Here is a 23,341-nt window from a genome sequence, read left to right as displayed (position 1 = left end):
GGGGGGGGGGCACAGGAACTGCGCTCAGATTGGCAAGCACGTCCGAGGCGTTCTCCCCTGCGGGCACGTTCTCGAACTCAATGGGCTGGTACACCCAGATGCTGCTGTTGCTGTCAGTTACCAGCGAGCCGGAAAGGCCCATCCCGTTCAGCGGGCCTGCCAGCACGAGCGTGGAGTTTCTCACGTACAGGAAGTGGCTCTCAGGATCCGGTATGCCCTTCTGAATGTATGTGCCGTTCAGGTAGAGTGTGGAGTTCGTAATCGATACACTGCTGGAACTGAAGTAGTAGTTGTCCAGCCAGGGCTCAGTGTATTCCACATCGTCGGAAACAAGCGTGACAGTTAGGTTCCATATGGTGAGGTTGTTCCCGCTGGTGTCTACCATCCTCCCTTTGAGGCCTTTGCTCACCATGCCGGTAGCGTTCATCGGGCCGGTCTTCACGAAGTAGCTGACCGTGGCCTTATCGTTGAAAGCAGGTGTGGACGGCGGCTCAATGGACAGCAGGGTGGTGTTGCCTGATACGATCTCTATCCTATCTCCTGTGGCGTTGCCCCCAACTGTGGCATTGAGGTAAATCCCTGTAATCGGTGCTCCCAGGGGCCCTGAACGCTCAGGTGAAAGCGGGAACGAAGAGTTCGTGCTGAAGGGGACGTAGTAGTCAGAGGCGTTCAGTACGTCGAAGTAACTGGCTGCAGTGCCCGTAGGTGCCCCCAGGTTTGATCGGAAGACGTGCAATTCAGACCCGTTCACCTCATATACTGACCCATTGGGGATGGATGAACCGGAAATCGTGGCCCTGGCCCTGTCTGCCAGCAGCTTCACGGGCACCTGGAACTCCGAGTCGTTTATCAAAAGGCTCCCGTAATCCCGTATCGTCAGTGAGGTTCCATTGCTGGCAGGAATGAATTCGTCTCCATTTATGGAAATTGTGCTACCATTTTCAACGGTTATCCGTGCCCCACTTTCCACGATGACCTCCGAGTGTTCGAGCGAGTAGTTCCCTCTCACCGTCATGTTGGTCAGGTAGAATATATTACCGTTCTCGGCGGAATGTGTTCTTCTCTCTCCCACCATGGCGTGGACGCTGTTCGGGATCAGTACTGATGTGACTAATATAATTAATACAATGAATAGAATGTACTTATGACGCATGTACCGGGATTCGGTACAAATTCAAAAAAATTAACACATGAAAGGATATCACTGGGCCCTGAAGCCGCTCACGAGCAGCATCAGGATCCTCCTGACAGCGCCGCTCCCCTTCGGGAACTGCACGTAGAGCACGGAAGCGTCTTCGGGGCTCATGGCCCTCATGAGCCTGAACAGGATGACGTATATTGCCGCGCCCAGGAGTATGTACAGGGGCAGCATGTCCACCCTTGAGCCAGTATGCATTTCGACTCCAAGGACTGCGAGGGCCATCAGGATCGAGGATGCCCAGATCTTCAGTGTCGACTTCCACTCGAGCCTGAACATCCTCGTCCTCCTGGTGAAGTAATAGAGCACAAAGAATGTGACGGCATAAACGGAGGAGAACCCTGTGGCTGCGCCCACCATGCCGAACCTCGGTATGAGGAATATGGATATCATGAGGTTGGAGAGCAGGGAACCCACGCTGGAGTACAGGAAGACCCTGGTCTTCCTGATGGCCGCGATGATCTGTGTCATCACGTTAGTTGAGACGAACAGTGCACCGACAACCATTATTATTGTCAGGGCGTCTGCACCCTGGTCATATGCCCTGCCTGCCAGGAGCGTCATTATGGGGTTCGACAGCACAGCGACGCCCAGCGCTGCAGGCACGTATGCACCCGTTATGACCTTGGTGGCCAGTAGCGACCTTTCCCTGACGTTCTCCAGGTTCCCCTCGCCGTAGAACTCTGAGAACTTCGGCAGGAGGATGTTGTTGAGGGGCGATACCAGGAAGCCCATGGACGTCGCGACCAGGAGGGTGAAGTTGTAGATGCCCAGGGCAGAGAGAGACATGAGGCCCGCCACGATGAACCTGTCCGCATAGGTGGCACCGTAGGATATCACAGACGAGAAGAGCACCGGCACGGAGTATTGGAATATGAGCGATGGAGTGAGGCGGCTCACAGGATAAGACACATCAGAACTCCTCAGGAACTTTATCAGGATCCTCAGGTAGACCAGCACACCTGTAAATATCCCTACACCCCAGCCCGCCACTATGTCTGTGAGGCTGTGGCCCAGCAGGGCAAGGACGAAGGCTATTATGTAGTAAGCGCTCCATATGACCATGTTCATTATGCCGGAGGTCCTGAAGAGCTGGAGGCCCAGGGAAGCACCGTTCAGGATGCCGAAGAGTATGTTGCCCACCAGCACAACGCTCAGCAGCCTTATGAGTTCCGTGTAGTAGGCGGTGTGCATGAACAGCACCGAGAGGTATGGAGCCAGCGCAACCATGGATGCCAGGCCTGCGAAGGAGAGCAGGAAGCCCAGTGTCAGTATTCTGGTGATCGAGTGCTTGGCCGACGCCATGTCACCCCTGCCCAGGTGATATGAGGTGAAGTGCTGTACCGCGGTACCAAGGCCGAAGGAGAAGAGGAGGTTGAACAGCCCGACTATTGCAACGAAAACTGCCACGGCACCTACCTGGGCTGTGGAGAAAAAGCGCACCAGCACGATATAGAACACAGTACCGGAGAAGAGCTGAACCCCGGAGCCCGTGTACTGGAAGAGTGCATCTATGCCCAGAGTGCCTGTGTGGTGTGGCAAATGTTCGGAGATCTGAATCATATTTAAGAGGCTTTTGCCCATGCTTGGTATCCGAGACATTGCATGTTGCTGTACGCTTTCACGTATGGCATATGCCAGGCCGTTCGGTTTCAACTCCATACCATGGCGTTCGTCTGAGGTAAAAGTCCCACCTCAGGCCGGACAGTTTCTAGCCTCACCTTTGAAGGTCCCGGTATAATTGCTCTTAACTTGACCCATTGGGATCTGAAGCCCTTAGAGATATGGTTCTTGGTATGTCAGAGAATAGGATCAGGCCAATTCGGGGATACATCTGTTATACATTGCTGCAACTACCATTACGAGGTTTCATCCAGCCCCGGTCTCCCTACAGGTTTATACACCGTGGGGATACACCTGTATGCACGAACCGGGAAAGATCGACCTTGAGTTCTTCGAGAGGGTGATAGCACCGAGACTCGGTGCGAGGAGGGACGATGTGATTGTGCCGCCGAAGAACGGTGTGGACTGTGGCATTGTCCAGGTGGGCGACAGGGTGATGGCCTTGACCACGGACCCCTTTTACATAGTGCCGCAGTACGGCTGGGACAAGGCGGCCTGGTTCGCCTTCCATATAATCGCTTCAGACCTGTGCACCTCAGGCCTCAAGCCGGACTTTATGACCATAGACCTGAACCTCCCGCTGGACATAGAGGACGAGGCCATAGAGAAGATAATGGAGACGGTGAGCAGGGAGGCGAAGAAGCTGGACTGCGCCATCGTCACGGGCCACACTGCAAGGTATTCCGGGGTGAACTACCCCATGGTGGGCGGGGCCACCATGATCGGTGTTGGCGAAAAGGACAGGTTCGTGACGCCTGAAATGGCAAGGCCTGGGGATAGGGTCATAATGACAAAGACCGCTGCCCTGGAGGCTGCAGTCATCCTCTCCCACACGTTCCCGGAATACATAGGGGCGAACCTCAGCGAGTACGATGTGAAGATGCTTCAGAAGCTCTTCTTCAAGATGAGCACCGTGATCGAGAGCATGGAGGCCTCAAAGTTCGGTCTCAGGGAGCACGGTGTGACAGCGATGCACGACGCCACCGAAGGAGGTGTCCTGGGCGCTCTTTTCGAACTCGCTGAGGCCTCGGGCGTGGGCCTTGATATCGAGGGGGACGCAATACCTGTCTACGAGGAGGTGAAGGACGTGTGCGACCTCTTCGAGATCAACCCTTACATATCGATAAGCGAGGGCACCCTGATCCTGACGGCGAAGGAGGAGTTCGCAGAGGATCTCGTCGAGATACTGAGGGGCAACTTCATCGACGCCAACATAATAGGCAAGGTCACGGAGAGGTCTGAGGGGAAGAGGATAAGGTTCGGGCAGGATGTAAAGGAGATAAAGCACCCCGGCAGAGACCCGTTCTGGAAGGCAATGGACTACGGGATGTCCAAGGGGCTGAGGTGATGGGCCCTGCACGAGCCAGGCAAGATAGGTGCGGAGTTCTTCGTTTCCCACATCCTGAATAACCTGGGGGCAGACAGGAACGATGTCGTTGTGCCGCCTTCACCCGGCGTGGACTGCGGCATCTTCTCCATAGGTGGAAGGTACTTTGCAGTAACGACTGACCCATTCCCTGTGCACCTGGAACTCGGGATGGAGAGGGCCATATGGCTGGCAGTCCACATAACAGCATCGGACCTGTGCACCACCGGGCTCAGGCCGGCCTGGGCAGCCATATCTCTCGCACTCCCGCCTGATTTCCACGAGAATACGATCGGGGCCATATGGGAGAGGGCAAGCGAGGAGTGCGCCGCACTCGGGTGCTCCATCGTGGCAAGGAAGGTGTTAAGGGCTCCAAGGAGCAGCCAGCCGATGTCCGGTAGCATAACGATGCTCGGCTCCGGTGAGACCTATGTCACGACCAGGTCTGCAAGGCCAGGTGATGTTATCCTCATGACCAAGAGCGCGGGCCTGGAGGCTGCCATAGTCCTGGCCCTGTCGTTCAGGGAGAAGGTAGAGAAAGCCTTCGGTTCTGACGTGTTTAGGGCCATAGACTCCCGCTTCATGGAGATGTCCACAGTCAGGGACAGTGAGGTCTGCATGTCTGCAGGCACAGGCAGCGAGGGCGTCACATCAATGCATGATGCCACAGAGGGCGGTGTCCTGGGGGCACTGTTCGAGATATCAGAGGCATCAGGGAACGGCATTGAGGTGTATGGGGAGAGCATTAACGTCTACGAAGAGGTGGGGCAGGTCTGCTCCCTCTTCGGCATTGACCCACTGAGGTCAATAAGTGAGGGCACCCTTATCATCACAGCAAGGCCGCAGGCCGTGGATGGCCTCATTGATAGCATGAGGAGGGCTGGCATACACGTTAGCGAAATAGGAAGGATACTCGAAAAAAGTGAGGGCAAATGGATGGTCAGGTCGGGGAGGAGGGAGAGACTCGTTCACCCGGGCCGCGACCCTTACTGGGCAGCGTTTGACGCAGCCAGAAAGTCGGGTGTCAGATGAGGCCGTTGATACCGAATGGGTATGTCTCCATCCTGTAGGAGGTGTCCCAGAACTTGTACTCGAACATGGAGGCCTTCCTGTAGATCTTCATGGCCCTCTCCTCGTCTATGCCGCTGGTGCTGTCTATTACTCCCTCGAGCTCTTCCACGCTCTTCTCAAACTGCTCCGAGTGCCCGTACTTCTCTATCCACTCAGAATACTCGCTCTCCCTCATCCCTTTATAGAGCACCCGGCCGACGTCCCTGTATATCACGTAGCAGGGCGCTACCGCGATCAAGAGGTCCCTGAAGTCTCTCCTCTCCCTGAAATACACGAGGAAGTTCACGTACGCCTCTGACCATGGGGAAAGGGCGAAGTCTTCCAGGCGCCTGCCGAACCTCCTGAAGTAGTCCTCGTGCATCATTTTCTCGGTCTTTATGGCATCTGTCGCATGCCTTGCGAACATCTCCTCCACTTCCTGGTTGCCCGAACACACGCCCGTGATCAGGAGGGTCCTGGAGTACTCCTGCAGGTAGTAGTGGTCCTGCCTCAGGTAGAAGAGGAACTTCTCCCTGTCCAGCGATCCGTTCTGCAGCTCCACAAGGAAAGGGTGCCTGACTATCTCTCCGAAGATGTCTTCCACTCCCTTTCTCAGCCTTTCAGACAGCATCAGGATGAGTAATAATGATGACTAATTAGTCTTGTGTCCGGGGACTGTTTAGAGGACAAAAGGGGAGGCTGGGCAGTGTGCATATTATTATACCTTTTACCTGACATGTCCGGATATCCTTTCTTATCCAGTATTTCAAATCAAAGACTTCCGATGTGGTAGATTCTGGAGCAACCTAGAAGTCCGCCTAAGAGGAACAACCGCATGATAGCAATCATTGCTGCCATTGTGGTTGTTATTGTGGTGGTTGCTGTTGTAGTGGTGGTTGTGGAAGAGAAGAGGCCCACAACGACTACTTCGAAGGACGTGGAGTTCTACACTTGGTGGGCCACGGAGGGCAAGGTCGCTCTTGACAAGCTGGCACCTGCATTCCACAATGCAACGGGATACACCCTTCAGCCCTACGTGTCACCGGGTGCAGGTGGTTCTAATGCAATTTACGCGATCCTGTCCCTCATAGAGGCAGGAAAGCCGCCTGCAACGTTCCAGGTGCACTTTGGCCCCGCGATGCTCAGCTATGTTGAGGCTGCGCCCAACGGCATCAACTCGTTCGTCAACATGGGCCCGGTTGCGGAGCAGATGAACCTCACCAATAACTCGTTACCGGAGGTCATAGAGGCTGGGGAGTTCAATGGCCACCTGCTGTCCCTCCCGGTTGACCTGCACCAGGGGGCCCAGCTCTACTTCAACCCGCAGCTGCTGAAGAAGTACAACGTGCCAATACCCACGAACCTTAGCACGCTCATCAGCGACACGAAGACCCTTGAGAGCGATGGTGTCACACCCTGGATAATTCCTGGCGGTGACGGGGGCTGGGACCAGTTGAACGTCTGGGAGGACATCTTCCTGGCACTGGCGGGCAATAAGATGTATGATGAGTTCATGTACGGGACGCTTAACATGTCAAACCCCACAGTGGCCAACACAATAAATGAGACAAGTGACATATACTCGCTCTTCCAGAACGACAGCTATTCGGGAGAGCAGAGCATGACATGGACACAGGCCATCAGTGAAGTTACTTCTGGCCAGGTGGCGTTCCAGGTCAACGGGAACTGGTACACGAACTACGCTTACGACTTCCTCAACGTGACGAACTACCCTGCGGTGGCCCCATACACATCCTGGACGAACATATCTCTGATGTCCGAGGACTTCCCCAACACATCGCAGTACTTCGTGATGGTAACCGACTCGGTGGCAGTGCCTACGGGTTCAACACAGACTGCAGGTCTGATATTTGCCAAGTACTTTGCCTCCTGGGCCGGCCAGATGGTCTTCACCAAGTGGAAAGCAGTTACGTTCTATGACAACGTGACCACGGACTACTTCAACACTCCAGCTCAGTGGTACAGCTACCAGCTTGCAAAGAGCACACCAGGCAATGACTGGGTATACCAGCTGTCTGACGGAGGCCTCTTCGCAGGGCCCCTGGCATCAGCAGAGTCCGCAATGGCATCCTTCAGCGAGTCGTTCACACCCTCATCATCCTCATCAACATTCCAGGGAGCGGTCTCTGTCCTGGATGCATCCCTGAAGCAGGTACTATCCAGCGAGGAGCAGCAGTGGATGTCTGCCAATTCCCTTGGCCTGGGGTACATGGGATCTCCCGGGCACCCCTTCGGTGGTTACCTGCCTCCGTGGGCCAACACATCAGCCAACGCAACTGTCACGGCCCATGCCACCAGTGACTACCATACAAACAGCAGAAACGCTGACAACGTCCAGTATGTCTACATGTCACCTTTCGGCCTCAGCTTCCTGGAGAACATGGTGACGCTGGCAGTACCAAAGGCATGATCCGGATGTCCAGGCGAACAACAATACTATTTTCTTTACCTGCACTTGCGTTCGGTGTAATACTCCTCTATTTCATTTTCTGGAACCTCTACTACTCATTCCTGGATTATTCCCTCCTTCACCCCCACCCGTCATTCGTGGGCCTTCTGACATACGCGCAGATATTCAGGATAGCGTCCTTCACATCGTCACTGGCGAGGTCGCTCATATGGAGCGCTGCCCTCGTGGCCGGAGGCAACCTCCTGGGCATACTGCTCGGCGCCTTCATCTTCTTCGTTGGAAATGGCCGGGCGAGGACTTTCTTCACCTCAGTCTTCGTCTATCCCCTTGCAATATCCAGCGCTGCAGTGGCGGTCATATGGACATGGCTCTTCAACATACACACAGGCATAAACGTGATCCTGGCCGCCCTGCACCTCCCAACCGGGACGTGGCTGGACAGCAGGGCTACCATGCTCCCCAGCCTCATTCTGGTCTCACTCTGGGAGTACTCCGGCCTCTCTGCGCTCTTCTACCTTGCGTCTTTCCAGAACATAAACAGGAACATACTGGAATCGGCCAGGCTCGACGCCGCAGGCCCCCTGAGGGTGACGTTCAGGATACTGCTCCCGAACGCAAAGAACGGCTTTATAGTTTCCACCGCGCTCCTCTTCCTCTTCGCCTTCAGGATATTCTCCCTCGCCTACGTGTCCGTGGGCCTCAACCCAGCCATCGAGACTGCGGTGCTGAGGATGTATTACTTCTACACCACCGAGTTCTTCTCTTATTCCGCGGCGTCCGGAGTTATAATCGTTGTAATTGCGGCCGTTGTGGTCATACCTTACGCCCTATACGGCCTCAAGAGGTGGATGGCAAATGCCTCGTAGCAAACCGATCATAATGGCAAGGCGCGTGGTCAAGTACGTGATACTGAGCTTCCTAGCTGTGGTCTGGCTTATACCCGTGTATGCCCTGGTCATAGACGGGCTGAAGACGAACATAGGCGTCCTCTCAACACCTGTGCTGAAACCCGCTTCGTTCAGCATCCTGCCGATGAAGGTGGTACTGAGCGCGCTGTCAACGCCCATAGTGAACAGCATCCTCTACGTCATACCCGTGGCACTTATATCCACGTTCCTGGGTGCACTGGCCGCCTATTACTTCTACAAGGTGACTTCGTTCATAAACAACGTGATATTCACCATAATTGCAATAGCGACCTTCGTGCCGTACCAGATAACGCTGGTGCCCCTGATCAGGTTGACCGTTGCAATGAACATATTCGACAGCACTGCCGGCCTCATATTCGCTTTCCTCATCTTCTACCTCCCCACAGGTGCGCTCCTCATGTCGATATTCCTGGCCGTGCTGCCCAGAACGACGCTGGAATCTGCAAGGATAGACGGGGCCAGTGACTTCCGCATCTTCAGCAGGATCGTCCTGCCACTGACCATGCCTGGCCTCATCAGCACGTTCATATTCGTCCTGATCGAGAGCTGGAACAACTTCTTCATACCTCTAGTCCTGATATCGAGCCCGTCCAAGAGAACGGCTTCGGTTGCACTGCTCAGCTTCACGGGTGGTTACGGAACTCTGTACAACGAGAGCTTCGCTGCAGCTTTCCTGGCATCGCTGATACCCCTGGTAATCTTTATATTCCTTGGTAGGTACTTCATAAGGGGGCTCCTGGCTTTCGGATCGGGCGCTAAGGGATAGGTGTTGCGGATGGTAAGGATAAGGCTTGAGCACATAGACAAGGTATTCGGCAAGAAGGGCCGCGAGTTCAAGGCCCTGGATGACATATCTTTCGAGATAGAGGACAACTCGTTCTTCGGCATACTTGGTGCCAGCGGCGCCGGCAAGACGACGATAATGAGGATCATCGCGGGTCTGGAGACGCCGACGCGTGGCGCCATATACTTCAACGACCAGGTGGCTGCCAGTGACGGGAAGGACATAATACCTGTGGAGGACAGGAACGTCGGTATGGTGTTCCAGAACTGGGCGCTCTACCCCCACATGACAAATTACGAGAACATAGCCTTCCCCCTGAAGTCAAAACACTGGTCCCCGGAGGACATACACAGGAGGATAACGGAGCTAGCAAGGGTCCTCGAGATATCGGAGACCCTCGAAAAGAGGCCGGGTGAGATAAGCGGGGGCCAGCAGCAGAGGGTTGCCCTGGCCAGGGCACTGGCAAAGAACCCCTCGCTCCTGCTCCTGGACGAGCCATTCAGCAACCTGGACGCCAACAGGAGGGACGACGCCAGGAGCCTTGTCAGGAGGGTGCAGGAGGAGTACGGGATCACAGCGGTGATCGTGTCCCACGACCCATCGGACATCTTCTCCCTCGCAAGGAAAGTCGCCGTTATCCATTCCGGCCGCCTGATACAGATCGATACACCAGGCGAGATATATGACAGGCCCAGGAACGTAAGGGTCGCTGGCAGCCTTGGGGAGATAAACCTACTGAGGGGGTCTACATCATTGGACGGCGAGAGGCTCGTGATAAGGGTGGCCGATGCCAGGATACCCGTCCCCGTGGCGGCTTCGGACGAGACCTGGGACAGGGAGGTCACAGTTGGCATCAGGCCCGAGGACCTGGCCACAGAGAACGACGTTACGAACCTGGGCGGGAGCAGTGAGATGGTGAAGTTCGGGACCTTCGAGGTGGACGCCTCCAACTACGTCCACGGCAGCTTCGTTGTGTCTATGAAAGTGGGGGAGGAGAGGCTTAACGTCCTGTCCAGGCTGCCGGTAAGCCCTGGTTCGAGGCTGACGGTTTACGTGAACGCATCGAAGATAAAGCTCTTCGATGCGCAGAGCGGCGACCTTATACCTTTCAGGGTAGCGGAGACCGCCCAGGCGTGATGGCGAACCGATGGAATCTTCGCGCCTGAATTAGACTCTTTTTTTGCACTGAAGTTTGCCTTGATAGATCAGTTGCTGGAAATGTAGCCTGTACTTCCCAGCTGGCGTTAACATATTGCTCCCATCGATTCATTTCCAGGGGCGCTGAGTTCTCATGTGCTTTCAGGATGGCGAGGCAATGCCGTCCACGGTTCCTCGACTGTGCCCTAGATCTCCCTGGAGTCTGGCACGGCAAAGCTATCTTGCATGAGTGCGCTTACCAGGGGGCGTCTTCACATACGCCTTGGAAAAACATGCACCTCTCATGTCCTGGAAGGATGCCCGCACCTGTTATTAGGTAACCGCTGTTGTCCTCACCTGCAATGCAATGGAGTGCAGCACGGGTGCGTGAATGTTCAGGATTGTTCGTAAGGGGAGTTTTCCTAAATCTTACCGCTAGATGCAAATTGTTATAAATATAATTTCAATGGTATGCATATGGCGATTGAGAGCCTGAGGCTGGTACTCAGGCACGAGGGTGACTGGACCCAGGGCACAGAATCTTTTCCTGACCTTTCAATCCACTCCCTCGGATACGTCCTGAACATGAATGGTAAGAATGTTGAGTATATGCAGTTCTCTGACAGGAAGGGAAACCTTAAGGATATTGCAAAGTCCTGCAAAGGGGATGTGCGCATACAGGTGGTGCGCAAGACCAGCGGCGGGGCAGGCGAGATGATACTGGTCGGTGATTACAGGGAATCTCTCCGCCGTGTGATGAATGAGTTGGGGGTAATTGCACTTGGCCTGACGGTGAGGTCTGGCGTTGAGATTTATCTTGCTGCATTTGACAGTACCTCTGTCTCGAGGAGGGAGGTAATAGATGCCCTAACTGACTTCTGCGATATCGTGGAAATTTCCAGGGTGGTTGAGAGACGCCCTCTATGTCTAACGGAAGATGAGGAGAGGGTACTGAAGATTGCCATCAACAACGGGTTCTTCGACACGCCAAGGAAGATAACGCTAACCGAGATCAGTCAAATCACCAGGGCATCCAAATCCACCGTTAACTACAGGCTCAAAAGTGCAATCAGGAAGGTCATTGGCGAGAGGGATCGTCTTATGGGTGATTACTAGGGAATTCTGTAAAGTGAAATGCCTCCTTCCGATCTCCTCAAAACGATTCCACAGTAGTGTGAAACCGCTGCCTCCGCGGTTATGAGGCACTGCGGATACAACTTCCCTATTGAGAACTTCCGTAGGAGGTATGCTGCCAGAGTGCCGATGGACTGCCAGTCTTCGCTGAGAGCATCGTAAGCGTAATCCAGTATTCGCCTGGCAGTATCGTAGGAGGCTGCTAGGAAACGATCGATCGCAGATCCTTCAATGACCCTTGAAGAAGCAGGACTGTAGTTGTGTCCGGGGACCATTACCTCATTCTTGAGGGACATGACCTTGCGCAGGGTCTGGAAGTACTCCTGGAAGGAAGAGATCTGCGGAATGCTGTCAGTGTATGCACTCCCCTTTATGCCGGAACCCTGTATGGCATCTGATGTGAACAGTATATCTCTGTACCTGAATACTTGCATTCCTGCGACGTGCCCGGGCGCATCAATGACCTCTATTGGCTCCCCGTCATCTCTCTTTACTGGTTTGAAGTATGCACCTGTGGAGGACTGTCTCAGGATTTCCTCCGCGAATCTTTCAGCCTGTTGCTTCTCCAGAAAAACCCTGTGCCTCCATGGAAAGAAACTCTCCAGCGCGGTTTCAGGTGTCTGGAGCAGGGCAATTGTTGCCTGGCTCGCAAATATTTCTGACCCCAACGAAGAGAAGAACCCCGCACCGCCGTCGTGGTCATAGTGGGAGTGTGAAACGTACACCCTTTTTGGCACTCCTGCCACATCATGGATCTGCTGGGCCATGTCAGCCGTACCACAGTCCAGCATGCTTTTCCCGTCACCATCGGGCGATATGACCAGTATGTTCAGGTCAACATCACCCAGGCTGCCCATCAGCAGACCCACATTGCTGTCTATTTCCCTGTGCGCGATCCCGGGCGTTTTCATTCACCCCCGGCCGCTCCGAACTTCTCAAGGAAGTCCAGATCCTTTCCCTTGAGCTCGATGGCAGTGGATGCCATGAAGGCCACGTATATTGCGAACGCAACTCCCGAGACGATGAAGACAAGGTACCACTCATTCAGGGCGATCCACACACCTCCAAGGTAGGCCGCCAGGGAATAGAAACCCCCGTAAGTGAGTGCCCAGAGGAAACCCTCCCCAGAATGCCTTATCCTCGTGGGATACACCTGGGGCATGTAAGCAGGGGCGAACCCCCATATTGTCTGCACCCCGTAGCCAACAAGGAAGAGTATGACAAAGTCAAGTGCATACGATATGTCCACCGGCACCCTCCAGAATACCACCATCATGACCACTGCAATGGAGGTGAAGAGCACAGCCCTCCTGGTACCGAAGTGGTCCATGTACCAGCCCTCTGTCATGTTGGCCGCAAAGTGTCCCAGGACAAAGCCAACGAAGACGAGGAAGTATACGAGGGAGGGTAGTGGAGTCCTGTCAATGCCTCCTATTTCGTACCAGTCGGCATAGTAGTAATCATGAAAGGCGGTCCCAAAGAACGCAGCTGCAAGCCCCACGAAAGAAAGGGCGGTTATCTTCCCGTATGGCGACTTGAATATCTCCCTCACCCCCTGGGACACTGTGGCGCCTGCGGCCTTGCCCTCTAGCTTGAATGCCTTGATGTGCGACCATGCGGGGCTCTCCCTCAGTGCGAACCTCAGGGCATAGAAACCCGTTCCTATGATGCCGTTTGCAATGAAGCCCCACCTCCACCCTAGGCTCGTTGGTGCCGCGAAGGTTGAGGAAAACAGGTCAGCAAAGAAATACCCGACCGCAACACCTCCTTGGGAGATTGATATGAACCAGCTCCTGCGGTAGCTCGGTATCTGCTCGGCCAGGAGCACCCATCCCCCGGTCATCTCGGCACCGCTGAAGATGCCTGCCCCGAGCCTTGTAGCCACGAACATGGGGAAGTTCACTGAAAGGCCACTGAGAACTGTGAACACCAGAACGCCAAGTAGCGTAATCAGGAATGTCAGTTTGCGGCCCCACGATGTGTCATTGATCCTTCCGAAGATGAAGCCACCAAGGCCATCACCGACTCCGAATGCCAGCCCTATGAAACCGAACAGAGCGGTGGATATGTGGAAGGCCTTTGTGATCTGGCCTAGAAGGAAGCCATTCAGTGTTATGTCGGTCGCTGAAACAGCCCAGCCCAGAAAGACTGCTATGAGCACTACTATATCGTACCTGTCGATCTTATCCGCCTCAGCACCTTTGTTCTGCATCAGCTGTCCTAACTCTCAGCCAGTTAAAGATATTTAATTGAATACGTGAGGACAAAGTATCTGTATATGTATAAAGAATGCTTAAATCTCCAGCATTCGGTTCACATCTTATGGGCCACAGGTTCAGGATCGCGGAGATCGTGACAGACACAGGTGATATCAGGGCCCTGAGACTGCTCAAGCAGGTCGGTGTGGACGAGGCGGTGGGCGTCCTGCCAAGGGGGTTCTCTGATTGGAGGATGCACAGGTCTGACGATCCATGGAGCTACGGGTCCCTGGCTTCACTGAAGAGGTACCTGTCCGAGTTCGGCCTCAAACTCGTTGCCATAGAGGATAACCCGCCCATGGACAGGATACGGTACGGCATTGAGGGCAGGGAAGAGGAACTCGAGAATGTCCTCAGGATGATAGAGAACATGGGTAAACTCGGGATCAGTGTCTGGTGCTACAACTGGATGGCTGGCACCGGGTGGGTGAGGAGCAGGACAAGCGTGACCACAAGGGGCGGTGCACTCACCACGGCCTTTCACCTGGAGGACATGGAGGACTACCCCCCACCGTCTCTTGGAAAGGTGGGCAGTGAAAGGCTCTGGGAAACGCTGGAGTGGTTCCTCGACCGTGTGGTGCCAGTTGCAGAGGAAGCTGGAGTGAACCTGGCAATGCACCCGGACGACCCGCCCATACCTTCGCTGAGGGGAGTGGCACGCATAATGAACTCTGTAGATGCCTTCAGGAAACTCCTCAGGATCAACGGCAGCCCCAGGAACGGCATCACACTCTGCCAGGGCAACTTCACCCTCATGACAGATGACCTGCCGTCCGTCATAAGGGAGCTCGTTCCGAGTGGAAGGGTGTTCTTCGTGCACTTCCGGGACGTCAGGGGATCGGCGGCTGATTTCGAGGAGACATTCATAGACCAGGGCAGGACGGATATGGCAGAGTGCATGAGGGCTTACTTCGATACAGGCTTCTCCGGGATAATGAGGACGGACCACACCCCCACCCTTTACGGTGATAGTGCGAGCGTCCCGGGCTACTCTATACTTGGCAGGCTGCACGCAATCGGCTACATCCAGGGCCTCATTGCTGCCACTAAGAGTTCAAGCCGACCGGGTTCACTGGACGCAGCTGGCGAAGACGAAAGCATGGCAGGAAATAAACAGGTGTAGGCCGGATCGACGTGCTGTTTCACGTGACGGAAAATTCCCTGAATACACGGTGTCGCAAGAAAGAGTTGCTGTTACCGCACAGACCAGATGTCCAAGGACACAGGGAGTATGGGGGAGTGTTAGCAAGAGGCGCCAGTGTGCTGGGCACCGGTCACCTGGATGGAATGCCGGGCCAGATGTCAAGGTACAGCGGGAGCCCGTTGATCAGCACTGGGGAGCACACCTTTTGGCACTTCCTCCGTACATGCTACCCTCTGCATTCTGACGGACCGGAGGAATTTAACGTATTCTCTCCATAAGGGTGTGCAATGAGCGTACCCAGGTGTCTCACCGTCGCCGGATCGGACAGCGGTGGAGGAGCGGGCATACAGGCGGACCTGAAGACTTTCACTGCTTTCAGGGCCTTCGGGATGTCTGTGATCGTTGCTCTCACGGCGCAGAACAGCTGCAGGGTCGTATCTATACACCCAGTGCCGGTGAAGTTCATAGAGGACCAGATGGATGCCGTCCTGACAGACATAGGTACAGACGCTGCGAAGACAGGCATGCTCTTCTCCTCCGAGATAATATGGAGCGTCGCAGGGAAGTTCAGGGAATACGGCGTGAGGAACATAGTCGTCGATCCTGTTATGGTCTCGAAATCAGGGGCCAGGCTACTGCAGGAATCCGCGGTGAACTCCCTGAAGAGCAACCTCCTTCCTCAGTGCACCCTCGTAACACCCAATGTGCCGGAGGCAGAGGTGATATCGGGCATCAGGATAAACGGGGAGGAGGACATGGTGAGGGCTGGGGAGAAGATAAGGGATGAGTTCGGGTGCAGCGTCCTGATGAAGGGAGGGCACACGAACCTGCAAGAAGTCCCGGACATCCTCGTTGCATCGAAGGTATCGAGGTTCACGGGCACCAGGATCGAGACGAGGAACACCCACGGCACCGGCGATACTCTGTCATCGGCCATCTGCGCATGCCTCGCCATGGGAAAGTCCCTTGAACAATCTGTGAGGATAGCAAAGTCGTACCTCCAGAAGGCCATAGAGGCGTCCTTCCCCATGGGCCAATGCTTCGGCTCCCTGGGCCACTTCTGGAACTGCTCCCTAGGTAACGGTCTCTGACTTCAGCTGGCCTGAAGGAGGACTCTGCACCCACCGGCCAGTGGACGGTTTTACACAAACCGCTTGCGGAGGCTCGAGACGGTATCTGTAATGTAGGAACACTGCTCGCCATATCGATGGCTATCCCGGAACGGTGGGCCAACAGTCTCCGAATTTCTCTACCCACAGCGTGGAACATGGTCCGCTGGCCAGAACCCAGCCGATGGGGCCAGGTGGTGCAGTGTGTCCGCAGGATTTTGCGGGAAACGAGTGGCCTGTGAAGAGTGTGAAGCAACGTGAAGCCATCAACGGCGGGCCAGCAGCACCATGCCACATGCTCGCATTGCGTCACTGGGTTGCAGTTCTAATGCCTGGTAGATATCTCGTTCAGTATGGAAACGACACTGGCAGAGCCCTCGACCTGTTTCAACGTCTCATATGCCCTGAGCGCAGCCCCGCTCATCCTCTCCTGAAGATCCGGGTCTGAAAGTATAGCCTTCACCGCCTCACCAAACTGGTCAGCCTCCGCTACTATCGAGAAATTCTCAATGCCGTATTCCCTGAACCCCCTCGCGCCCAGTGGCGTTGTTATCACAGGCAGGCCATGGGCAATGTAGTCGAGGACCTTCAGGTTCCTACCCGCCCCCGTCAGGATGGGGTTGAGGCCGGCGGCACAGCCGGACATTATCCTGTCCTTCTCGGCGCTGTCCACCATGCCGTGGGCTATGAGGTTGCTCCCCCTGTACCTCACCTCACTGCACACACTGCCTATGACGTGGAACCTGGCGTCTGGCATTTCCCTGGCCAGTGCCTCAACGATGCGGAGGGCCTCGATGTTCGGCTGGTACACAGAACCTATGAACACCAGGTCCCTTGACCCCTTTCCCGCCCACGGGTGGCCGGAGAGGTCCTCAAGGTGTGGCACGTACCTCACCTTGCTGCTGTTCACCCCGTAGTAGGCCCTGAATTCATCGACCTCCTCCCTGCTGAAGACAAGTATGACATCGGCGTTCCTCGAGATCTCTCCCTCGATCTCCCTCACCCTGTCATGGTATACGTTCCCCTTCCTCAGGTTAGCCTCGAGGTTGTGCGCATCATAGACAACTGTCTTCCCCTCCAGCTCCTCCCTGAACAGCCGGTACTGCCATGGGCCCTCAAAGACCACCACGTCAGAGTCCCGGATGAGAGATTTCACCCTCCCAATGTATCTCCTGTTGACATACCTCCCATCGGATATGAGTATCTCCATTGACCTGTTACCACGTGCCACAGCAACCCCCATCAGGAGGAGAGATGGAAACTGTTCAGCGTAGCCGGAGACCTGGTGCCTCCACACTGTGCCGCCGACGGAGACCAGTCTGCGTTCCTGTCCCCTCAGTAGAGAGTGGCAGCGCATGGCGTAGGCGCTGGAATACTCAGGTATAATCCTGCCGTGAGCTATCTGGAGAAACCTCAACACCTTGGCATTGCTGCACTGAAAAAATTTTTTCGTGCCGAATTGAGCGCAGGTCTTCATGCAAGTGGTGCCGGTAGCCGGAGGCGGTGCGTACCGCGCCTGCGTATTTGTGAATGCCTCATTTCCTTGATCTGGGTAGCCGTCGCAGTGTGACCTGAAAAACCAGGGCTGCCAGGGTCTGGGCCTCAACCTCTTCTGTGGAAGGCCAGTGGAGCTGTGTCACAGGGGAGGGAGATGCTGGCTAGGAACACAGGTGAAAGTAGCGAAGGGAGGGGACAGAGAGATAAGATGCCCTGACACCCAGGGCGGTCACGGTGATCCTGGGCGTGGAACGGATGATATCTCACACTACCGGGCTAGGGTCGTAGCCGTCCGGGATCTCATCGCCGCCGAGCACCCTGCCGTAGATGTCCATGAGGCCCGATAAGTGCCTCTCGGGTGTGAAGTTCCTGAGGATGCGTTCCCTCCCCATGGCCATCATGCCGGTCACGCTGTTGCCCTCATTTCTCAGGATCGCCTCAAGCCTCTCCGCCATGCTTTCAGGGGAACCCACCGGTACGGTGAAGCCCGTTACACCATCCTCGATGAGTTCCGGTATGCCACCGATCCTTGTGCCCACGGTCGGTATGCCCCTCAGCATCGATTCCTGGGCCGAGAAAGGGAGGTTCTCCCAGAGTCTGGAAGGCACGACGTTGCAGAATATGGAATCGTAGAATTCTTCTTTCTCTCGCCCCCTGACCTCGCCGAGGAACTCGACCTGGCTGTCCAGCCCCAGCCTCTGTGCGAGTTCCCTGAGGTCGCCCTCATACGGCCCTGTACCGGCGATGAGGAGCTTGAACCCCTCATGCCTCTTGGAAAATATTTTGAACGCCTTGATCAGGTCGTCCACGCCCTTGTACTTATCGAGCCTGCCTATGTAACCTACGCCGTTTCGCGACAGGATCTCCCCGTACCTGGGCTCCTCGGAAACGAGCTTCGGATCAAAGTGTGAGAACGATAAGAGGTGTACGGTGGGCCTGAAGTTGAACCTTGAGAAGTACCGCATCACCGCGTAGCTGGGGCATATGAAGGCCCTGATTGAGGATTCTGACAGTTCCCTGAAGGCCCTGGAGAGGATCAGTTCATATGGGAGGTGGCTGTGTATCCTGCAGCCTGTGAAGGCGCACCTCACCGATGCGCCGCCTTCGCATATCACGTTCCCTGGCTTCACGAGCGTCGACAGGGGACAGACCGCGAGGGCATCGTGGGCTGTGAACACGACCGGCTCCTCCACAGACCTTAGGAACCTCACGACGCTAGCGAACCCGATCCTGAGGTGGTGCAGGTGGATCAGGTCGGGCCTGAAGGTACGGTACTCCGAGAGGAGGGCCTCGTAGACCTCATCGGAAGGGATCACATCGTTGATTGCTCTAGTCAGAGGGGAAGGTGGGGAGACTATCTCAATCTCGTTTACACTTTTTTCCCGCCTCACCCCCGTTGTGAGAGTTATAGTCCTTGTCTCATGCCCGTATTTTGAGAGTATCCTGTCAACACCCTCGATGTAGGCCTCCACGCCGCCCGGAGGCCCAGCCACGGAGTTCAGCCTCAGGATCTTCACATGTTCAATAGGGGGGAACAATTCTAAAACATTGCCATAGCACTGAACTTGGCCGGGGATGCAGGTGAACCACGGGCAATTCCCTAGAGATATGATGTGCCTTTGCTACCAAGATACACGGATTGCGGTTAATGTGAATGAATTGTTAGTTGAAGGAATATCGCCTCCTTTCCGCGATCCTCTCACTCTAAGGCTGTGGGTTTAATGTTTCACTCTGGTACCAGCGATCAAGATGTTTCAATGACCGGTCGCCGAAGACAGGTGAATGTTAACTCTCTAAGTGTGTGGCATACCGGTTCTCAACTAGAAATTGCACACAGAGAATGGTCACAAGTGAGAGCAAATGCGCTGATGCTCCTGAAACATATCTGAGCATGCGTTCCAAGTACCGGAAAGGGCCCAAACAAAGGCCAGCCTAACAGGTGTGTGGAGAACATAGGTGTTAGGCACCAAACCGCTGGGATCTGCTTAAACGGTCTCTAGGATCTCCCTAGAATCCAGAGATGTTGTTGAGCAAAATCATTAAATCAGGAACTGCGGTGGGTGAATGGAAGGTGTGTGTGCTGTTCCGCTGAAGAAATGGAGATATGTTTCCGGACGGGAGGATGATAAGGTGGTGCTCAGCCAGGATGGCATGGGTGAAGCAGGGCAACAGGGTGTTGAGATCAGCGTGATAGTCATAGCATACACGAGGAGGAAGTTCATCGAACCGTGCCTCCTGAGTGTCCTGAACCAGGATTTCGACAGGGACAGGTTCGAGATAATACTGGTAAAGAACTTCATAGACCCACAGTTCGATGCGGAATTCTCAAAGAAGGGCGTGATCATAATAAATTCCACAGAGAGGGGTATATACAGGAAGGTCTATGAGGGGGTGCAGAGGGCCAGGGGAGAGGTGATATGTTTCCTCGAGGATGATGATGAGTTTCTGCCCGAGAAGCTGAAGCTGGTGCACCAGGAATTCCTGGATGCGGAACTCTGCTACCTCCATAACAACCTGGTACCAGTGGATGAGAACGGAAACAGGGTTGCCTTCACAGAAATAACCAGGGCGTTCAACAACTCATCTATCTCGGTCAGGAAGAAGTGCATAAACTGGGAACTGTTCAGACAGATCGACATTGCGACTTCAATGGATATACTCCTTTACCTGAGTGCCCTGGATTCCGGTGGAAGGATCCGGGAGATAGATAAGCCACTCACTCTCTACAGGGTTCACGCTATGAGCGATTCCAATTCCAAGATTTACGCGGATTTTGACTCATACTGTAGGAATGAGATCGGTAAGAACAGGGAGTCCGTGGCGTTATATGAAAAGGTGCTCCCGAGTTTCAGGGACAGGAGGGTGCGGGAAGCAATAGTGAGCAGGATACAGGGTGCCAAATTCAAGCTCAGGCTCTACGGTGAACCCGTGGACGTGGGACTGCCAGAGATGTTCTATACCATCCTGGTCCCAATTGATCCGCTTGGGGAGAGTTTACGTCTCAGGCTCTTCAGGATAAAGTATTCACTGGCCTCCATGATGCCTAAGCCCGTAAGGCAGTTTGCGGTCAGGAAGATGTACCGGGATCTGCAGAAGCTCGTGAGGATCAAGTCCACCTGACTACTGCGAGGATTCATGGGTCGATAAAGGCAATTGCTAGTTCGGCTCCAGTGCAACGACTTCTGCCAACGTGAGACACCGGTTCCCTATTGCGTGTTTATAAGGACTTCATGTATTCCCTCAGCGTCGGCCACTTCCTGTCTTTGTCCGACAGGAACCTCGGTTGCATGGGCCACTTTATCGACAGTTCTGGGTCATCCCACCTTATGCCGCCCTCGCTCTCCCTGTTGTACTCATTCGTTACCTTGTAGACAACGATAGAGTCTTTGAGTGCCAGGAAACCGTGGGCAAAGCCTTCAGGTATCCAGAGCATGTGCCTGTTCTCCTCACTGAGTATGGCTGAAACGTACTTCCCGAATGTCCGGGAGTTGGGCCTGAGGTCAACGGCTACATCGAAGATCTCCCCCCTCACGCACCTGACCAGCTTGCCCTGCTCGTACGGTTTCCTCTGGAAGTGCAGGCCCCTCAGCGTGAGTGCCGATGAGAACGACTCGTTGTCCTGCACGAAATTCACATCTATCCCGCCCCTCGAGAACTCCGACTTCTTGTAGGTCTCCGTGAAATAACCTCTCTCGTCACTGAAGACCCTCGGCTTCACAACCACAACGCCCTCTATATCCGTCTTCTCGAACTCAAAAGGCATGTCCACTCATCCCTCCATTGTTTCTCTTCCGAGTTCCTCCCTCATGGTTCTGAGGTTGCTCTCAACAGACTCGAAGTCGAAGGACAGTAGTGCCCTGGCCCTGGAGTTGTCCAACGAGGAATCGTGAGGGCGCCTCGCGCTCACGATACCAGACTGCCCCTGCTGCTGCACCACAGTGCCCGTATCGATGCCGAAGAATTCCTTGATTTTCATGGCAAGCTCGTATCTGGATATCCTTGCACCGGATACGTTGATTATCCCGTAGGGCCTCCGGCCCAGCAGCTCAGCGATAGCCCTGGCCAGCAGCCTGGCGTGTATTGGGGAGTAGAAGGAGTCTATGCACTTTACGGTGCCGTTACCTTGGAGCGTCTTCAGGACGAAGAGCGGGAAGTTCTGCTTGTACCCAAAGACACCGGAAGTGCGCACAACGAGCGTCTCATCGTATGCCAGCGCGGAGGCTTCACCGTACAGCTTTGAGATGCCGTAGTAGTTCAAGGGGTTCGGTGCATCGTCCTCTTTGTACATACCCTTTTCACCGTCGAAGACATAGTCGGTTGAAATGTGGATGAAGTAGGACCCTATCACAGAGCAGGCCCTGGCCATGCTCCTCACCGCAATACCATTGACCTTCAGGGCCATTTCCCTCTCCCTCTCGCATAGGTCAACGTCCGTAATCGCGGCCGCGTTGACCACAACGTCCGGCTTCTCGGACAGGATCAGGTTTTCCACCTCGTGTACGTCCGATATGTCAAGCCGCATAGAGTCCTTGCCCTTCCTGCTTGCCCCTGTGGGGTTTGGCATGAACTCCATCAGCTGCGATCCAAGCTGTCCATCAGAGCCTATGATCAGCGTCTTCATGCGGATCACCTCAGGATGACTGTGGAGTTCTCCCCTAGGACAGCATTGACGCCTTTTTCGCTACCTTCAGCCCTCTCGAGCTTCACGTTCTTCCCAATTATTGACCTGGTCAGGGACACTCTGGAAATCCTGGCACCGTCCATCACCAGGCTGTAGGAAAGGTTGGATCTTTCGATAGAGGCCCCATCGCCTATGCTGCAGAATGGCTCTACTGTGGAATCAGCCACGGTAGTGTTTTCGCCGATGAAGCACGGGCCTATCACCTTGGAATTTATGATCCTAGAGCCCTGTCCGAGGTAGACCCTTCCGAGTACCTCTGAGTCCACAATGCTGCCGCTGATGTAGCGCTGGGCATAGGCGTCCAGGAGGTACATGTTGGCCTCTAGGAGGTCCTCAGGGGTGCCGGTGTCCTTCCACCAGTTGCCCACGACCTCATAATTAACGTCAAAGCCGTCCTGTATGAGACCCTGGATAGCCTCAGTGATTTCGAGCTCTCCCCTGGCACTTGGTCTGAGCTTCGATATCTCTTGGAAGATCTCGCTGCTGAACTTGTATATGCCCACGAGGGCCAGGTCTGAAATGAATTCCTTCGGCTTCTCCACCATCTTCACGATCCTGTCCTCGGAAATGACAGCAACTCCGAACCTGCTCGGGTCTCTGACCCTTGCTAGCAGCACCGAGTTCCCTGCCTCAACCATCCTTGCAGGTATCGGGTCTATCAGGACGTTGTCTCCCAGGGCAACTATGAATTCGTTCTCGCCCACCATACCCCTGCACCTGTATATTGCATCAGCGATGCCACGTGCCTTCCCCTGGTACAGGTATTTAATGCGAACTCCTAGGGCTGAGCCGTCCCCGTAGTAGTCAATGACACTCCTCGGATCATTCTCACCCAGCACTATTATGAACTCCTCTATTCCGAGGTCCCTGATCTTTTCCAGCATCCACCTCGACACGGGCTTTCCCGCAATCTTAATGAGCTGCTTGGAGCCTGTGTGCGTGATGGGCCTCAGCCTCGTGCCCTGGCCACCGTGAAGCAAGATACATTTCATCTGACTTT

Annotated in this window: 20 protein-coding genes; 10 read left to right on the top strand and 10 right to left on the bottom strand. The window is 54.8% G+C overall.

Features of this window, described 5'->3' with window-relative positions:
• Together IEW66_RS06925 and IEW66_RS06920 are read right to left on the bottom strand one after the other, a co-directional pair.
• Positions 1-1,015: hypothetical protein (locus IEW66_RS06925; RefSeq protein ID WP_188681505.1), on the bottom strand; the 1,015-nt coding region annotated here is incomplete at its 3' end.
• Positions 1,016-1,201: 186 nt separating this feature from the next.
• Positions 1,202-2,740, bottom strand: a complete 1,539-nt coding sequence (locus tag IEW66_RS06920; RefSeq protein ID WP_229657548.1) for a flippase — start codon at positions 2,738-2,740, stop codon at positions 1,202-1,204.
• Between the two features lie 379 nt (positions 2,741-3,119).
• Here IEW66_RS06920 and IEW66_RS06915 point away from each other — a divergent pair, with 379 nt between their 5' ends.
• Positions 3,120-4,169, top strand: coding sequence for an AIR synthase family protein (locus tag IEW66_RS06915; protein ID WP_188681503.1), 1,050 nt, complete (start codon positions 3,120-3,122; stop codon positions 4,167-4,169).
• Positions 4,170-4,259: 90 nt separating this feature from the next.
• Positions 4,260-5,219: an AIR synthase-related protein gene (locus IEW66_RS06910; RefSeq protein ID WP_188681502.1), complete on the top strand. Its 960-nt coding sequence runs from the start codon at positions 4,260-4,262 to the stop codon at positions 5,217-5,219.
• Here the strand turns inward: IEW66_RS06910 and IEW66_RS06905 are convergent.
• Positions 5,212-5,868, bottom strand: a complete 657-nt coding sequence (locus IEW66_RS06905; protein WP_188681501.1) for a TenA family protein — start codon at positions 5,866-5,868, stop codon at positions 5,212-5,214. The genes IEW66_RS06910 and IEW66_RS06905 overlap by 8 nt on opposite strands.
• Positions 5,869-6,072: 204 nt before the next feature.
• On the opposite strand from IEW66_RS06905, the gene glcS reads away from it, so the two are divergent.
• From glcS to IEW66_RS06880, 5 genes are all read left to right on the top strand, one after another.
• Positions 6,073-7,668, top strand: a complete 1,596-nt coding sequence (glcS, locus tag IEW66_RS06900) for a glucose ABC transporter substrate-binding protein GlcS (protein ID WP_188681500.1) — start codon at positions 6,073-6,075, stop codon at positions 7,666-7,668.
• Positions 7,669-7,673: 5 nt separating this feature from the next.
• Positions 7,674-8,534 (top strand): glucose ABC transporter permease GlcT, encoded by an 861-nt coding sequence (gene glcT / locus IEW66_RS06895; RefSeq protein WP_188681499.1) that lies wholly within the window; start codon positions 7,674-7,676, stop codon positions 8,532-8,534.
• A complete protein-coding gene (gene glcU, locus IEW66_RS06890; RefSeq protein ID WP_188681498.1) occupies positions 8,524-9,363 on the top strand; it encodes a glucose ABC transporter permease GlcU in 840 nt (279 codons plus the stop codon). The genes glcT and glcU overlap by 11 nt, the downstream gene beginning before the upstream one ends.
• A gap of 9 nt (positions 9,364-9,372) precedes the next feature.
• Positions 9,373-10,518, top strand: coding sequence for an ABC transporter ATP-binding protein (locus IEW66_RS06885; RefSeq protein WP_188681497.1), 1,146 nt, complete (start codon positions 9,373-9,375; stop codon positions 10,516-10,518).
• Positions 10,519-10,995: 477 nt separating this feature from the next.
• Positions 10,996-11,634: a helix-turn-helix domain-containing protein gene (locus tag IEW66_RS06880; RefSeq protein WP_188681496.1), complete on the top strand. Its 639-nt coding sequence runs from the start codon at positions 10,996-10,998 to the stop codon at positions 11,632-11,634.
• Here the strand turns inward: IEW66_RS06880 and IEW66_RS06875 are convergent.
• Positions 11,631-12,563 carry an MBL fold metallo-hydrolase gene (locus IEW66_RS06875; RefSeq protein ID WP_188681495.1) on the bottom strand — a complete coding sequence of 311 codons (933 nt, stop codon included), beginning with the start codon at positions 12,561-12,563 and terminating at the stop codon, positions 11,631-11,633. The two genes, IEW66_RS06880 and IEW66_RS06875, sit on opposite strands and share 4 nt — an antisense overlap.
• On the bottom strand, positions 12,560-13,864 hold the full coding sequence (locus tag IEW66_RS06870) for an MFS transporter (RefSeq protein ID WP_188681494.1): 1,305 nt from the start codon (positions 13,862-13,864) through the stop codon (positions 12,560-12,562). The genes IEW66_RS06875 and IEW66_RS06870 overlap by 4 nt, the downstream gene beginning before the upstream one ends.
• 110 nt (positions 13,865-13,974) lie before the next feature.
• On the opposite strand from IEW66_RS06870, the gene IEW66_RS06865 reads away from it, so the two are divergent.
• The gene (locus IEW66_RS06865; RefSeq protein WP_188681493.1) at positions 13,975-15,033 is read left to right on the top strand and encodes a mannonate dehydratase; all 1,059 of its coding nucleotides are present in this window, start codon (positions 13,975-13,977) and stop codon (positions 15,031-15,033) included.
• 308 nt (positions 15,034-15,341) lie between these two features.
• A complete protein-coding gene (gene thiD / locus IEW66_RS06860) occupies positions 15,342-16,145 on the top strand; it encodes a bifunctional hydroxymethylpyrimidine kinase/phosphomethylpyrimidine kinase (protein ID WP_188681492.1) in 804 nt (267 codons plus the stop codon).
• Positions 16,146-16,488: 343 nt separating this feature from the next.
• Here the strand turns inward: thiD and IEW66_RS06855 are convergent, their stop codons facing one another.
• Positions 16,489-17,580 (bottom strand): glycosyltransferase family 4 protein, encoded by a 1,092-nt coding sequence (locus IEW66_RS06855; protein ID WP_188681491.1) that lies wholly within the window; start codon positions 17,578-17,580, stop codon positions 16,489-16,491.
• A 343-nt stretch (positions 17,581-17,923) separates the two neighbouring features.
• Entirely contained in the window at positions 17,924-19,177 is a 1,254-nt protein-coding gene (locus IEW66_RS06850; protein WP_188681490.1) for a glycosyltransferase family 4 protein, read from the bottom strand.
• A gap of 613 nt (positions 19,178-19,790) precedes the next feature.
• Between IEW66_RS06850 and IEW66_RS06845 the strand changes: the two genes are divergently transcribed.
• Positions 19,791-20,780, top strand: a complete 990-nt coding sequence (locus IEW66_RS06845; protein WP_188681489.1) for a glycosyltransferase — start codon at positions 19,791-19,793, stop codon at positions 20,778-20,780.
• Positions 20,781-20,877: 97 nt separating this feature from the next.
• On the opposite strand, the gene rfbC is transcribed toward IEW66_RS06845, so the two are convergent.
• From rfbC to IEW66_RS06830, 3 genes are read right to left on the bottom strand one after another with little or no spacing between them, the layout of a single operon-like run.
• Positions 20,878-21,423, bottom strand: coding sequence for a dTDP-4-dehydrorhamnose 3,5-epimerase (gene rfbC, locus IEW66_RS06840; protein WP_075056651.1), 546 nt, complete (start codon positions 21,421-21,423; stop codon positions 20,878-20,880).
• Positions 21,424-21,429: 6 nt separating this feature from the next.
• Positions 21,430-22,281 carry a dTDP-4-dehydrorhamnose reductase gene (rfbD, locus tag IEW66_RS06835; RefSeq protein ID WP_188681488.1) on the bottom strand — a complete coding sequence of 284 codons (852 nt, stop codon included), beginning with the start codon at positions 22,279-22,281 and terminating at the stop codon, positions 21,430-21,432.
• A gap of 5 nt (positions 22,282-22,286) precedes the next feature.
• Complete coding sequence (locus IEW66_RS06830) at positions 22,287-23,333, bottom strand: glucose-1-phosphate thymidylyltransferase (protein WP_188681487.1); 1,047 nt, start codon at positions 23,331-23,333, stop codon at positions 22,287-22,289.
• Positions 23,334-23,341: the final 8 nt, after the last annotated feature.

This window comes from Thermogymnomonas acidicola (assembly GCF_014646795.1).
Classification (GTDB): domain Archaea; phylum Thermoplasmatota; class Thermoplasmata; order Thermoplasmatales; family Thermoplasmataceae; genus Thermogymnomonas; species Thermogymnomonas acidicola.
Note: the sequence above shows the minus strand (reverse complement) of the source record. Positions and strands in the feature narration are given on the sequence as shown.

Excerpts from the sequence above, each read along its gene's own strand:
- IEW66_RS06915 (WP_188681503.1), top strand. The coding sequence starts at position 3,120 with ATGCACGAACCGGGAAAGATCGACCTTGAGTTCTTCGAGAGGGTGATA.
- IEW66_RS06905 (WP_188681501.1), bottom strand. The coding sequence starts at position 5,868 with ATGCTGTCTGAAAGGCTGAGAAAGGGAGTGGAAGACATCTTCGGAGAG.
- glcS (WP_188681500.1), top strand. The coding sequence starts at position 6,073 with ATGATAGCAATCATTGCTGCCATTGTGGTTGTTATTGTGGTGGTTGCT.
- glcT (WP_188681499.1), top strand. The coding sequence starts at position 7,674 with ATGTCCAGGCGAACAACAATACTATTTTCTTTACCTGCACTTGCGTTC.
- glcU (WP_188681498.1), top strand. The coding sequence starts at position 8,524 with ATGCCTCGTAGCAAACCGATCATAATGGCAAGGCGCGTGGTCAAGTAC.
- IEW66_RS06885 (WP_188681497.1), top strand. The coding sequence starts at position 9,373 with ATGGTAAGGATAAGGCTTGAGCACATAGACAAGGTATTCGGCAAGAAG.
- IEW66_RS06880 (WP_188681496.1), top strand. The coding sequence starts at position 10,996 with ATGGCGATTGAGAGCCTGAGGCTGGTACTCAGGCACGAGGGTGACTGG.
- IEW66_RS06875 (WP_188681495.1), bottom strand. The coding sequence starts at position 12,563 with ATGAAAACGCCCGGGATCGCGCACAGGGAAATAGACAGCAATGTGGGT.
- IEW66_RS06870 (WP_188681494.1), bottom strand. The coding sequence starts at position 13,864 with ATGCAGAACAAAGGTGCTGAGGCGGATAAGATCGACAGGTACGATATA.
- IEW66_RS06865 (WP_188681493.1), top strand. The coding sequence starts at position 13,975 with ATGGGCCACAGGTTCAGGATCGCGGAGATCGTGACAGACACAGGTGAT.
- thiD (WP_188681492.1), top strand. The coding sequence starts at position 15,342 with ATGAGCGTACCCAGGTGTCTCACCGTCGCCGGATCGGACAGCGGTGGA.
- rfbC (WP_075056651.1), bottom strand. The coding sequence starts at position 21,423 with ATGCCTTTTGAGTTCGAGAAGACGGATATAGAGGGCGTTGTGGTTGTG.
- rfbD (WP_188681488.1), bottom strand. The coding sequence starts at position 22,281 with ATGAAGACGCTGATCATAGGCTCTGATGGACAGCTTGGATCGCAGCTG.
- IEW66_RS06830 (WP_188681487.1), bottom strand. The coding sequence starts at position 23,333 with ATGAAATGTATCTTGCTTCACGGTGGCCAGGGCACGAGGCTGAGGCCC.